The 12,551-nt window shown below is 72.4% G+C and carries 11 protein-coding genes; 10 read left to right on the top strand and 1 reads right to left on the bottom strand.

Features of this window, described 5'->3' with window-relative positions; all coding sequences use genetic code 11:
- Positions 1 to 2: 2 nt before the first annotated feature.
- The 5 genes from ACFYO5_RS25065 to ACFYO5_RS25045 all read left to right on the top strand — a co-directional run bounded on the left by ACFYO5_RS25065 (position 3) and on the right by ACFYO5_RS25045 (position 3,188).
- Positions 3 to 848 carry a type II secretion system F family protein gene (locus ACFYO5_RS25065; protein WP_388712579.1) on the top strand — a complete coding sequence of 282 codons (846 nt, stop codon included), beginning with the start codon at positions 3 to 5 and terminating at the stop codon, positions 846 to 848.
- A gap of 81 nt (positions 849 to 929) precedes the next feature.
- Positions 930 to 1,715 carry a type II secretion system F family protein gene (locus ACFYO5_RS25060; protein ID WP_388712576.1) on the top strand — a complete coding sequence of 262 codons (786 nt, stop codon included), beginning with the start codon at positions 930 to 932 and terminating at the stop codon, positions 1,713 to 1,715.
- 249 nt (positions 1,716 to 1,964) lie between these two features.
- Positions 1,965 to 2,174 (top strand): DUF4244 domain-containing protein, encoded by a 210-nt coding sequence (locus ACFYO5_RS25055; protein WP_388712573.1) that lies wholly within the window; start codon positions 1,965 to 1,967, stop codon positions 2,172 to 2,174.
- A 34-nt stretch (positions 2,175 to 2,208) separates the two neighbouring features.
- On the top strand, positions 2,209 to 2,577 hold the full coding sequence (locus ACFYO5_RS25050) for a TadE family type IV pilus minor pilin (RefSeq protein WP_388712570.1): 369 nt from the start codon (positions 2,209 to 2,211) through the stop codon (positions 2,575 to 2,577).
- 146 nt (positions 2,578 to 2,723) lie between these two features.
- Entirely contained in the window at positions 2,724 to 3,188 is a 465-nt protein-coding gene (locus tag ACFYO5_RS25045) for an Rv3654c family TadE-like protein (protein ID WP_388712567.1), read from the top strand.
- Positions 3,189 to 3,440: 252 nt separating this feature from the next.
- Here ACFYO5_RS25045 and ACFYO5_RS25040 read toward each other — a convergent pair whose 3' ends face one another.
- The gene (locus tag ACFYO5_RS25040) at positions 3,441 to 5,960 is read right to left on the bottom strand and encodes a DEAD/DEAH box helicase (RefSeq protein ID WP_388712564.1); all 2,520 of its coding nucleotides are present in this window, start codon (positions 5,958 to 5,960) and stop codon (positions 3,441 to 3,443) included.
- A gap of 81 nt (positions 5,961 to 6,041) precedes the next feature.
- Between ACFYO5_RS25040 and bldG the strand changes: the two genes are divergently transcribed.
- From bldG to ACFYO5_RS25015, 5 genes are all read left to right on the top strand, one after another.
- The gene (gene bldG, locus ACFYO5_RS25035; RefSeq protein ID WP_009189842.1) at positions 6,042 to 6,383 is read left to right on the top strand and encodes an anti-sigma factor antagonist BldG; all 342 of its coding nucleotides are present in this window, start codon (positions 6,042 to 6,044) and stop codon (positions 6,381 to 6,383) included.
- Positions 6,384 to 6,491: 108 nt separating this feature from the next.
- A complete protein-coding gene (locus ACFYO5_RS25030) occupies positions 6,492 to 6,923 on the top strand; it encodes an ATP-binding protein (protein ID WP_356560652.1) in 432 nt (143 codons plus the stop codon).
- Positions 6,924 to 7,251: 328 nt separating this feature from the next.
- A complete protein-coding gene (locus ACFYO5_RS25025) occupies positions 7,252 to 9,657 on the top strand; it encodes a sodium-translocating pyrophosphatase (RefSeq protein WP_388712560.1) in 2,406 nt (801 codons plus the stop codon).
- Positions 9,658 to 9,853: 196 nt separating this feature from the next.
- A complete protein-coding gene (locus tag ACFYO5_RS25020; RefSeq protein WP_388712557.1) occupies positions 9,854 to 10,453 on the top strand; it encodes a small secreted protein in 600 nt (199 codons plus the stop codon).
- Between the two features lie 87 nt (positions 10,454 to 10,540).
- Complete coding sequence (locus ACFYO5_RS25015; protein ID WP_388712553.1) at positions 10,541 to 12,058, top strand: methyltransferase; 1,518 nt, start codon at positions 10,541 to 10,543, stop codon at positions 12,056 to 12,058.
- Positions 12,059 to 12,551: the final 493 nt, after the last annotated feature.

Below are 12,551 nucleotides of genomic sequence, written 5' to 3'. Positions count from 1 at the left end.
CGATGAGCGCGGCCGTCGCCTGTGCCGGGATCGCGGTCCTGCTGTGGGGCGGGCCGTACTCGGCGGCCCGGCGGGCGCAGTCGCTGGTGGCCGGGGGCGGCGTGGTCGGCAGCGGGCCGCCGTCATGGCAGGACCTGACACACGAACTGCGCCGCGTGCGAGGCCGCTGGCGGCCCGAGTGGTGGGCGCCGGTCGTCGGACTGGTCGTGGCCGTGCTGGGCGGTTCCGTACTGCCGGTCGCCGCGGGGGCGGCCGGAGTACCCCTGCTGCGCCGGATGCGCCGGGCCCGCTCGGCGCGGCGGGCGGGGGAGCGGCGGGCCGACGCGGTGATCGCGCTGTGCGCGGCGCTCGCCGGCGAGGTGCGCTCGGGGAGGCAACCCGGCGAGGCCCTCCAGCTCGCTGCCCGCGACTCGGGAGGGCTCGGCGAGGCCCGGGCGGCCGTGCTGGCGGCCGCCCGGTTCGGCGGAGACGTGCCCGGCGTGCTGGCCGGTGCGGCGCGGCAGCCGGGCGCCGACGGTCTGGTGGGGCTCGCCGCGTGCTGGCGGGTGGCCGTGGACCGCGGCGCGGGGCTCGCGGCCGGACTCGACCGGCTCGAAGGTGCGCTGCGTGCCGAGCGGGACCAACGAGCCGACCTGCGCGCGCAGTTGGCGGGAGCGCGTTCCACGGCGGTGATGCTCGCCGGCCTGCCGGTCCTGGGCCTCGTGTTGGGCACCGCACTCGGCGCGGATCCGCTTCACGTCCTGCTGCACACGGGGGCCGGTCTGGGATGCCTGCTCGTCGGCGGGGTGCTGGAGGGGCTGGGGATGTGGTGGGCGCTACGGATCATGCGGGGCGCGGAGGGGGTGTGAGACGCGGGAGGGGGTCGAGAGGCGGGGCGTGTGGTCGGCCGGGTGAGGCGAATGCAGGACGCATGAGGAGAGGGAGGCGGGATGAGCGCGGAGATTGTCCACAGGCTGGGGGTGGCCCTGGGGAGCGTCATGGCCCTGGGGTGGGCGGTGCGGTGGCTGGACACCGTGCGGCGTCGGAGGCGGGCGAGGCAGCGGCTCGCCAAGGTGCTGGCCGGGCCGGCGAAGGTGGAGATCACTCGGCCGCGGGCGCGGGCGGTTGTACGGCGGTGGCTGCCGGAGGTGGCGGTGTTGGCCGCCGGCTGGACGGTGGGCGGCGGATTCGTGGGTCTCATCCTGGGGTTGACCGGGATGGCGGCGCTGTGGTGGTGGCGCCGCAGGTGGCGGGCGACGGATTCGATGAGCGAGGCCGACGCGCGGGCTGCGGCCCGGCAGCTTCCCCTCGCGGCCGACCTGCTGGCCGCGTGCATCGCGGCGGGGGCGGGGCCGGTGATCGCGGCTCAGGCCGTGGGCGAGGCACTGGACGGTCCCGTGGGAGGAGCGTTGGCGCGGGGTGCCGCCGAGGTACGCCTGGGAGGTGAACCCGCCGGCGCGTGGCGGGCGCTGGCCGCGGTGCCGGGGGCCGCCGCGCTGGCCCGGTTGCTGGAACGGGCCGGTGTGTCCGGCCTCCCGGCCGCGGTGCCGGTCGCCCGGATCGCGGCCGACGCCCGCGCCGACTGGGCCCGCGCGGGCACGGCCCGGGCCCGACGGGCGGCCGTCATGGTCACCGCACCGGTGGGGCTGTGCTTCCTGCCCGCCTTCATCGCGGTGGGCATCGTGCCGGTCGTGATCGGCCTGGCGGGCGGGGTGCTGGGAGGGGGTGGCCCATGAGGGGGATCTGACAGGGCGGGGGTTCTGACGGGGAGGCCGGAGCAACCGGGCGGTGGATCCGGCCGGTCGGGCGGTCGGGCGGTCGCCGGATCCGTCGGCTCAGCTCCGAGCAGGTACAGCGGTGGCAAGCAGTTCCCACACGACGTGCGGCGGGCCCGACAGCGGCGCAAGAGGTCGAGTGGCACGAACAGTTCGGCCGGCCCAGCGGGGCCGGTACGGGCCATGGGATCGAGACTCACGGGGGTCGAAATGAGCAAGGCGGTACGAGCGAGGTCGCGTTTCCTGGTGTGCCGGGTGCGTGCGACGCGGAGGGACGCGGGGATGGTGACGTCCGAGTACGCGATGGGAATCGTCGCGGCGGTGGCGTTCGCCGTGGCCCTCTACCAGGTGGTGACGAGCGGAGCGGTCGCGGCGGAGTTGCAGGACATCGTGAAGCGGGCGCTCAGTGCGGGCACATGAGCTGGGCCGGGGGCGAGGCGCGGACCGGGGGTTCGTGACGGCGGAGGCGGCCGTGGTGCTGCCGGTGCTGGTGGCGTTCGCGATGGCGCTGGTGTGGGGGCTGCTGGTCATGGCCGCCCAGATCCGGTGCGTGGACGCGGCCAGGACCGGCGCCCGGGCCGCCGCCCGGCAGGACCCGGCCGACGCGGTCGTGGAGGTGACGCGAGCGACGGCTCCGCGTGGGGCGCGGGTGACGGTCACCCGGGAGGGCGACCTGGTTCGGGTGGTGGTCGTGGCGAGACCGCCGGTGCTGCGCGGGTTGCCGTTCGAGGTACGGGAGGAGGCCGTGGCGGCGGCGGAGGACGCCGGGGTGCCGCCGGACGGTGGCGGCGGGGCCGCGGCCGGACGGGAGGCGAGGCCATGAGGGCACGTGCACGTGGGGGAGGGACGGCGGGTCTCCGGGCGGACCGGAACGCTGCCGGGCGTCGACGCCCGCGGGGAGGCGGTGCCGGTGTCCGTGCCGCTGCGGTGGTCGGTGTTCCGGTCCGTGCCCGTTGGACGGACTCGGGGGTGGAGTGGCTCCGCCGTCGGAGGGACGGCTTCGTGGAGCGGAGCCGGTGTCAGGCCGACCGTGGGTCCGCGACCGTGTGGACTCTCGCCGTACTCGCCGTGCTGTGTGTGATCTTCGGCGCCGTACTCGCCCTCGGGCAGGCCGTCCTGGTCCGGCACCGTGCCGCCGGCGGCGCCGACCTCGCGGCGCTCGCGGCCGCGGACCACTGGACGGACGGTACCGAGGCGGCCTGTGCCCGCGCGGACCGGTTGGCTCGGGCGCAAGGCGCACGGCTGGTGCGGTGCGTGGTCGTGGGGGAGGTGTCGGACGTGACGGCGGCGGCGGGGCGGGGACCGTTCACGGTGGAGATCAGGGCGCGGGCGGGGCCTGCGGGGGCCGCGGCGCCCGTGGCCCCGACGGTGGTGCCCGGAGTGCCAGAGGCACCGGTGGTGGTGCCGGAGGTCGGTGGCGGAGCCGGATGGTGATCCGGACGGTGCTCCGGTTCGTGGAGCCGGGTGTGGGGCCGGGTGGTGGAGCCGGGTCATTTCCCACCGTCCCCACCAACTGCTCACACGGTCCCGCCGTTCTGCACGGCTCACTCTCGCTGCAATGCTCCGGCCCCGTTCACCGATTCGTCCTTCACGGTTTCGGCCGCCATTGCTGAGTCCTCGTACACGTTTCGGACCGCCACCGCTCGCTCCTGCTCACCGCTCAGGCCGCCACCGCTCGGTCCTCCCTCACGGCCCGGTCTCCGCGGTCTCCACGGCCCCGGTCTCCACGGCCCCCGTCTCCCCTGCTCCCTCGTCCTCCGCCGGCGCGCACCGAAGCAGCTCCGTCAGCAGTCTCACCGCGCCTCTCTTGTTCAAGGGGTCGTTGCCGTTGCCGCACTTGGGGGACTGGATGCACGACGGACAGCCGGCCTCGCACTCGCAGGAGGCGATGGCCTGGCGGGTGGCGGTCAGCCAGGAGCGGGCCGTGTGAAAGGCGCGTTCGGCGAAGCCCGCGCCGCCGGGATGGCCGTCGTAGACGAAGACCGTGGGGAGGAGGGTGTCGGGGTGAAGGGGGATCGACACGCCGCCGATGTCCCAGCGGTCGCAGGTCGCGAAGAGGGGCAGCATGCCGATGGAGGCGTGCTCGGCGGCGTGCAGGGCTCCGCCGAGGATCTCGGGGTTGATGCGGGCGGCGTCCAGCTGGTCCTCGGTGACCGTCCACCACACGGCGCGCGTGCGCAGCGTGCGGGGAGGGAGGTCGAGCTTCGACTCCCCCAGTACTTCACCGGTGATGACACGCCGACGCAGGAAGGAGACCACCTGATTGGTGACTTCGACGGAGCCGTAGCACAAACGTCCGTCGCCCCAGGGGATTTCGACGTCTGTCTCCAGGACGGAGATCGCCGTCGTGTCGCGGGCGACCGTCGAATACGGCGGGTTCGCCTCCTCGACCAGGGCCACCGAGTCCTCCAGGTCCAGGGAGCGCACCAGGTAGGTGCGGCCCTGGTGCAGATGGACGGCTCCCTCGTGGACGGCCGAGTGGGCGGCGCCCTCGTCCACCGTGCCGAGCAGGCGGCCTGTGCCGGACTCGACGATCTGGACGGGCCGGCCGCCCCCGCCGCGGATGTCGGTGAGGTCGGCGGCCCGTTCGCGACGGGTCCAGTGCCAGGCCTTCGTCCGGCGGCGCAGCAGCCTCGCGGCCTCCAACTGCGGCAGCAGTGCCTCGGTCTCCGGGCCGAAGAGCGCGAGGTCGTCCTCGGTGAGGGGGAGTTCGGCGGCGGCCGCGCACAGGTGCGGGGCGAGGACGTAGGGGTTGTCGGGGTCGAGGACGGTCGATTCCACCGGGCGGGCGAACAGGGCCTCCGGGTGGTGGACGAGGAAGGTGTCCAGCGGGTCGTCCCGGGCGACCAGCACGGCCAGCGCGCCCTGTCCCGCCCGTCCGGCCCGTCCCGCCTGCTGCCACAGGGAGGCGCGGGTGCCCGGGTATCCGGCGATGAGGACGGCGTCCAGACCGGAGACGTCGATCCCCAGTTCTAGGGCAGTGGTGGCGGCCAGGCCGAGGAGTTCGCCGGAGTGCAGGGCCTGTTCGAGGGCGCGGCGTTCCTCGGGGAGGTAACCCCCGCGGTAGGCCGCGACACGCCGGGCCAGTGACCGGTCCACCTCGGCGAGGCGTTCCTGGGCGATGAGGGCGATCAGCTCGGCGCCGCGCCGGGAGCGGACGAAGGCCACGGTACGGACGCCCTGGACGGCGAGGTCGGTGAGCAGGTCGGCGGTCTCGGCGGTGGCGGTGCGGCGGACGGGGGCGCCCTTCTCGCCCTGCATCTCGGTGAGGGGGGGTTCCCACAGGGCGAACACCAGTTCACCGCGTGGTGAGGCGTCGTCGGCCACCTCGACCACCGGAAGGCCGGTGAGGCGGCCGGCGGCCACCGAGGGCTCGGCGGCCGTCGCGGAGGCCAGCAGGAAGACGGGCGAGGCGCCGTAGCGGGCGCAGAGGCGGCGCAGGCGGCGCAGCACCTGGGCCACGTGGGAGCCGAACACGCCGCGATACGTGTGGCACTCGTCGATGACGACGTACTTGAGGGACTTCAGGAAGGAGGACCAGCGCGGATGGGACGGGAGGATGCCGCGGTGCAGCATGTCCGGGTTGGTGAGGACGTAGTTGGCGTACTGGCGGATCCATTCGCGTTCCTCGACGGGAGTGTCGCCGTCGTAGACCGCCGGGCGTACCGCCGTGCCCAGCGGTTGTGAAAGTTCCTTCACGGACCGGCACTGGTCCGCCGCCAGCGCCTTGGTGGGCGCGAGGTACAGCGCGGTGGCACCGCGTCCGTTCGGGGCCTGCGAACCGTCCAGGAGGGTCGACAGGACCGGCACGAGGTACGCCAGGGACTTGCCGGACGCGGTGCCGGTCGCCACGACCACCGACTCGCCGTCCAGGGCGTGCTCCGCGGCCGCGGCCTGGTGCGCCCAGGGGTGCTCGATGCCGCAGGCCTGCACGGCCGCGATGACCTCGGAACGAATCCGGTCAGGCCAGACGGCATGGCGCCCCGCGCGCGGGGGCACATGCTCCGTATGAGTGATGCGCGACGCCCGGCTCGGCCCCGGGGCGAGCCGGTCCAGGATCTGGCCCGGCGACAGGCGGGGCGCGGGCTGTGCCGAGGGTCGATCGGATCGGTGATTCTTGGCCATCGGCACCGAGTGTGTCACTGGCGTGACGGACAATGGAGCCAAGGCGTCGTGCACGCCTGCCGGTAAGTGATTGAATGCCATCGCGGCTGGCGTACCGTCCCGGGGGCTCCTGCTCAGGTGTTCCGAGGGGCGACCGCTCGATAGCAAGGTGCTGGAGGATCCGTGGACCTGTCCCTGTCGACCCGTACCGTCGGCGATCGTACGGTCGTCGAGGTCGGTGGCGAAATCGACGTATATACCGCGCCCAAGTTGCGCGAGCAGCTGGTCGAGCTGGTGAACGACGGCAATTTTCACCTTGTCGTCGACATGGAGGGCGTGGATTTCCTCGACTCCACCGGGCTCGGCGTGCTGGTCGGTGGCTTGAAGCGGGTGCGTGCCCATGAGGGCTCGCTGCGCCTGGTCTGCAACCAGGAGCGCATTCTGAAGATCTTCCGCATCACCGGTCTGACCAAGGTGTTCCCGATTCACACCTCGGTCGACGAAGCGGTCGCGGCCACCGACTGACCACTCCGTCCGGGCCCTCGTGACCCGGACGGCCCAGTTGTAACCGGGGTACCGGGCTTTCGGCAGCCCGGCCCCCCGACAGCACGCCCGTAGTTCCGAGGGGGACGCATGGCCACCGTTGAACTCCGTTTCAGCGCGCTGCCCGAGCACGTCAGGACCGCCCGACTGGTGGCGGCAGCGGTGGCGCGCAGGTCCGGGGTGGACGAGGCCGTTCTCGACGAGGTCAGGCTCGCCGTGGGTGAGGCCTGCACTCGTGCCGTCGGACTCCATCAGAGCGGTGGCATCACCGCACCGGTGAAGGTGGCGCTCATCGAGGAGGAGAAGCAGTTCTCCATCGAGGTGGGGGACGAGGCCCCGCGGGTCGCGCCCGGTGACCGGGCGTCGGGCTCCGGGGACCTCGACGCGGATGTCGAGGAGGACGAGATGGGCCTCGCGGTCATCAGCGGCCTCGTCGACGACGTGGAGGTCACCGCCGGGGAACACGGCGGACTGATCCGTATGACCTGGCCGACCACACCGTCGGCCGCGGCGCTCGGCTGACCCCGCGCGCTCCGTCCGGCCCGGCCGGACCGATGCGTACCCGAAGGGCCTCACTCCGGTGGGGCCCTTCGGCATGTGCGCAGGTGTGAGGGCGCGCTTACAGTGGTGCCAGGAAGTGAATCTTGGAGAAGTGAATCTTGCCGCGCGGGGAGTGAATCTTGCCGCGAATTTCGTGAATGGGTTCACGAGCGGCAATGCCTCGGAGGCATTACGGTGACGGATTCCCGTGCGAAGACGAATTCCGTTTACCGCACACTGTTTTGATCAGGTTCCGGTACCTACAATCCGTCCACCATCTTGAGCTCAGCCCAAGCGTCAAGGAGGACGAATGGCGGGGCTTTCTACCCCTCATCGGTTGGACCACTCCTCAACTTTCGCGGCCGCGGTGCTGACCGACGGCAACCGACTCCTCGTGGTGGTCATCGCCGTCGTGGCGCTGGCCGCGCTCGTGGTCGCGGGCGTGCTGCTGCGCCAGGTGCTCGCGGCGGGCGACGGCACCGACAGCATGAAGAAGATCGCGGCGGCCATCCAGGAGGGCGCCAACGCCTACCTGACCCGCCAGTTGCGCACACTCGGCGTATTCGCCGTCGTGGTGTTCTTCCTGCTCATGCTGCTGCCCGCGGACGACTGGAATCAACGCGCCGGACGATCGATCTTCTTCCTGATCGGCGCGGCGTTCTCGGCGGGCACCGGCTATATCGGTATGTGGCTCGCCGTACGGAGCAATGTGCGCGTAGCCGCGGCAGCCCGGGAAGCCACTCCGGCGGAAGGGGAACCGGAAAAGGATCTCACCGCCGTTTCGCACAAGGCGATGAAGATCGCATTTCGCACGGGCGGCGTGGTCGGCATGTTCACGGTGGGGCTCGGTCTGCTCGGAGCCTCCTGCGTGGTGCTGGTGTACGCGGCCGACGCGCCGAAGGTCCTGGAGGGCTTCGGTCTCGGCGCGGCGCTCATCGCGATGTTCATGAGGGTCGGCGGCGGCATCTTCACCAAGGCCGCCGACGTCGGCGCCGACCTCGTCGGCAAGGTCGAGAAGGGCATTCCGGAGGACGATCCGCGCAACGCCGCCACCATCGCCGACAACGTGGGCGACAACGTCGGCGACTGCGCGGGCATGGCGGCCGACCTGTTCGAGTCGTACGCGGTGACACTGGTCGCCGCGCTGATCCTCGGCAAGGTGGCCTTCGGCGACGCCGGGCTCGCGTTCCCCCTGCTGGTACCTGCCATCGGCGTGGTCACGGCCATGATCGGCATCTTCGCGGTCGCGCCGCGCCACTCCGACCGCAGTGGCATGTCCGCGATCAACCGGGGCTTCTTCATCTCCGCGGTGATCTCGCTGGTGCTGGTCGCCGTGGCCGTGTTCGTCTATCTCCCCGGGAAGTACGCCGACCTGGACGGCGTCACCGACGCCGCGATCCAGGGCAAGAACGGCGACCCGCGCGTCCTGGCCCTCGTCGCGGTGGCGATCGGCATCGTGCTGGCCGCCGTCATCCAGCAGCTGACCGGCTATTTCACCGAGACCACGCGCCGTCCGGTGCGCGACATCGGCAAGAGTTCGCTGACCGGCCCGGCCACCGTCGTCCTCGCCGGCATCTCCGTCGGCCTGGAGTCGGCCGTCTACACCGCACTGTTGATCGGCCTGGGCGTGTACGGAGCCTTCCTGCTGGGCGGTACGACGATCATGCTGGCGCTGTTCGCGGTGGCCCTGGCCGGCACCGGCCTGCTCACCACGGTCGGCGTGATCGTCGCGATGGACACCTTCGGCCCCGTCTCCGACAACGCGCAGGGCATCGCGGAGATGTCCGGCGACGTCGAGGGCGCGGGCGCGCAGGTGCTCACCAACCTCGACGCCGTGGGCAACACGACCAAGGCCATCACCAAGGGGATCGCCATCGCCACGGCCGTGCTGGCGGCGTCGGCCCTCTTCGGGTCGTACCGCGACGCCATCACCACCGGCGCGCGGGACGTCGGCGAGAAGCTCTCCGGGGACGGCGCGCCGATGACCCTGATGATGGACATCTCCCAGCCCAACAACCTGGTCGGCCTGATCGCCGGCGCGGCGGTCGTCTTCCTCTTCTCCGGGCTGGCGATCAACGCGGTGTCGCGTTCGGCGGGTTCCGTCGTCTACGAGGTGCGGCGGCAGTTCCGGGAGAAGCCCGGGATCATGGACTACAGCGAGACGCCGGAGTACGGCAAGGTCGTCGACATCTGCACCAGGGACGCCCTGCGGGAACTCGCCACGCCCGGACTGCTCGCGGTACTCGCGCCGATCTTCGTCGGGTTCACGCTGGGTGTCGGCGCGCTCGGCGCGTTCCTCGCGGGCGCGATCGGCGCGGGCACGCTGATGGCGGTGTTCCTCGCCAACTCCGGTGGCGCCTGGGACAACGCCAAGAAACTCGTCGAGGACGGCCACCACGGCGGCAAAGGCAGCGAGGCCCACGCGGCGACCGTCATCGGCGACACCGTCGGTGACCCCTTCAAGGACACCGCGGGGCCCGCGATCAACCCGCTGCTGAAGGTCATGAACCTGGTGGCGCTGCTCATCGCGCCCGCGGTGATCAAGTTCAGCTACGGCGACGACAAGAACCTCGGCGTACGGATCGTGATCGCGGTCCTGGCGCTCGCGGTGATCGTCGGTGCGGTCTACGTCTCCAAACGGCGCGGTATCGCCATGGGCGACGACGACAACGCCGACGAGTCGGCCGCGTCGACGGATCCGGCGGTCGTTTCGTAGGCACCGGGGACGGGCCGCGGCAGCTCAAGGGGCGGGCGGACGGCGCGTGTTGGCGCGTCGGCCGCCCGCCCCGTCGTGCGCGCGCCGGAGCCGTGAGCCTTCTCTCCCTAGGTATAAACGGCTTAATCAGCCCTATAGCGGACATTAGTTCTGGGGTTGTCGCCCGGTCGGCGTGTATGTTCCGGGGCCGAGAGCCATGGAAGGGACCGATCCGGTGAACAAGAAGCTCGCGGCCGCACTGTCCGGCGGTGCGGTACTCGTACTGGCCCTGTCGGGATGCAGCAGCGACGAAGGCAACAAGGAACTCGACGCCTGGGCCAAGCAGGTCTGCGACGCCCTGCCCGCCCAGGACGCGAAGGTCGACGCGGCCAACGCCGCGATCAAGAAGGCCGCCACGGACAACAACGCCCCGGTGAATGTCCAGAAGACCGACTCCCAGGCCTTCCAGGACATGTCCGACGCCTACAAGGCACTCGCGCAGGCCATCCAGAAGGCGGGTACGCCGCCCGGCGTCGACAACGGCGCGAAGAAGCAGAAGGACGCCGTGACCGCCCTCAACGGCCTCTCCACCTCGTACGCCGACCTGAAGACACAGGTGGACGCGCTCGACACGAAGGACCAGGGGAAGTTCGCCGACGGACTCCAGGACATCGCCACCGAACTCGGCAAGCTCAGCAAGAGCGGCAACACCGCGCTGGCGAACCTCGAGAAGGGCGACGTGAAGTCCGCCATGGCCCAGCAGGACAGCTGCAAGAAGGTGGCGGCCTCGTCGTCGGCCCGCGCCACGACCGGCTGACCGCGGGGCGGAACGGCGGCTGGCCGCTGGGCCGGACGGCCGACCGGGGCGGGGCGGGCGGCACGTGAGCGGGACACAATGGGGGGCGTGAGTAACGCCACCCTGTCCCCCCTGCCCTCCGCCGGCCACCCCGACGTCGCCGCCCGGCTGCGCGAGGCCCTGCTCGCGGCCTCCTTCACCGCCGACGGCCTCCTCGACCTGCTCGGCGCCCCCGCGTACGCGGCCCTCGCGCGCAGCGAGACCGTGCCCGCGCTGCGCGCCACCCGCGGGGACACGCCGCTGGAGACACTCGTCCGTCTCTTCCTCCTCCAGCAACCGGTGCCGTACGCGCGCGTGGAGGACGTCCTGCCCGTGCACGCGTGCGTGGAGACCGGCTGGCTGACGCGCGCGGGAGCGAACGACATCGCCGCCACCGTGGACGTACGGCCCTACGGCGGGCCGGACGGCGAGGACTGGTTCATCGTGTCCGACCTGGGCTGCGCCGTCGGCGGGGCCGGCGGTGTCGGCAGCCATGCCGAAGGTGTCGTCCTGGGCGTCGGCGGGGCCTCCACCACGCTCGCCGGCATCACCGTCCGCACCCCCGTCTCCGCCGCGCTGGACCTCGGCACCGGTTCCGGGATCCAGGCGCTGCACGCCGCCCGGCACGCCACGCGCGTGACGGCGACGGACCTCAACCCGCGCGCGTTGCACATCACCGCGCTCACCCTGGCCCTGTCCGGGGCGCCCGCCGCGGATCTGCGCGAGGGATCGCTGTTCGAACCGGTCAGGGACGGCGAGACGTTCGACCTGATCGTGTCCAACCCGCCGTTCGTCATCTCGCCGGGCGCCCGGCTGACCTACCGCGACGGCGGGATGGGCGGGGACGATCTGTGCCGCTCGCTCGTTCAGGGAGCGGGGGAACGGCTGAACGTGGGCGGGTTCGCGCAGTTCCTCGCCAACTGGCAGCACGTCGAGGGGGAGGACTGGCAGGACAGGCTCAGGTCCTGGGTGCCGCGCGGATGCGACGCGTGGATCGTGCAGCGCGAGGTGCAGGACATCACGCAGTACGCGGAGCTGTGGCTCAGGGACGCCGGTGACCACCAGGGGGATCCGGTGGAGTACCGCGCGCGGTACGACGCGTGGCTCGACGAGTTCGAGGCGCGCAAGGTGAGGGCCGTCGGCTTCGGCTGGATCACCCTGCGCAGGACGGCGTCCGACGAGCCCACCGTCACCGTGGAGGAGTGGCCGCACTCCGTCGAGCAGCCGCTCGGGGACACCGTCAGGGCCCACTTCGAGCGCGTCGACTACCTGCGCGGTCACGACGACGCGGCCCTGCTCGCGGCGCATCTGCGGCTCGCCGCGGAGGTCGTGCAGGAGCAGGTCGGGCTGCCCGGCGCCGAGGACCCGGAGCACGTGGTGCTGCGCCAGAACCGCGGCATGCGCCGGGCCACGAAGGTCGACACGGTCGGCGCGGGCTTCGCCGGCGCGTGCGACGGCTCGCTGAGCGCGGGCCGGATCCTGGACGCCATCGCGCAGCTCGTCGGCGAGGACCCGGTCCTGCTGCGCGACCGTACGCCCGCGCAGATCCGGGTGCTCGTGGAGCAGGGGTTCCTGGAGCCGGCCTGAGCGGGAGTCGGCCTGAGGGCGCGAGCCGGTCTGAGGGCGAGCCGGCCTGAGTATGAGTCGGTCTGAGGGCGAGTCGGTCTGAGCGCGAAACAGGCCAACATCGTCCGGCACCGGCACCGGCACCGGCGCCTCGGCCTGCGGCAGGACGGCGGAACCGCCCGCACGCGTCACGAGATGGCTGTGGGAGAAGGACCGCACGGCAGGACGGCGGACGCCCTGCGACGCGGCCCGCGCCAGGAGCGACCGAGGTCCACGACATAGCCCGCGACATGTCGCGGGCGGCCCGCCGTCCCCGGCCGCACCGCCCCCATCCCCGTCCGCGCCGCCCCCGCCCCCGCCCCCGCCCCCGTCCGCGCCGCCCCCGTCCGCGCAGCCACCGTCCCCCGTCCCCCTCCCCGGTCGTCCGGACCGGTGACGAGGACCGGGCGGCCGGGTGGTGTGAGGCCGGTCGCATTCGTCCTCGGCGGCCGCGGACCACGTCCGACGGCCGCTC

Source organism: Streptomyces sp. NPDC006259 (assembly GCF_042870975.1).
Classification (GTDB): Bacteria; Actinomycetota; Actinomycetes; order Streptomycetales; family Streptomycetaceae; genus Streptomyces.
The sequence above is the reverse complement of the archived record's forward strand: the minus strand, read 5'-3'. Positions and strand labels throughout refer to the sequence as shown.

What these genes read in the sequence shown, in the direction of transcription:
- ACFYO5_RS25065 (WP_388712579.1), top strand. Translation starts at nt 3, where the DNA reads ATGAGCGCGGCCGTCGCCTGTGCCGGGATCGCGGTCCTGCTGTGGGGC.
- ACFYO5_RS25060 (WP_388712576.1), top strand. Translation starts at nt 930, where the DNA reads ATGAGCGCGGAGATTGTCCACAGGCTGGGGGTGGCCCTGGGGAGCGTC.
- ACFYO5_RS25055 (WP_388712573.1), top strand. Translation starts at nt 1,965, where the DNA reads ATGAGCAAGGCGGTACGAGCGAGGTCGCGTTTCCTGGTGTGCCGGGTG.
- ACFYO5_RS25040 (WP_388712564.1), bottom strand. Translation starts at nt 5,960, where the DNA reads ATGGCATTCAATCACTTACCGGCAGGCGTGCACGACGCCTTGGCTCCA.
- ACFYO5_RS25030 (WP_356560652.1), top strand. Translation starts at nt 6,492, where the DNA reads ATGGCCACCGTTGAACTCCGTTTCAGCGCGCTGCCCGAGCACGTCAGG.
- ACFYO5_RS25025 (WP_388712560.1), top strand. Translation starts at nt 7,252, where the DNA reads ATGGCGGGGCTTTCTACCCCTCATCGGTTGGACCACTCCTCAACTTTC.
- ACFYO5_RS25020 (WP_388712557.1), top strand. Translation starts at nt 9,854, where the DNA reads ATGGAAGGGACCGATCCGGTGAACAAGAAGCTCGCGGCCGCACTGTCC.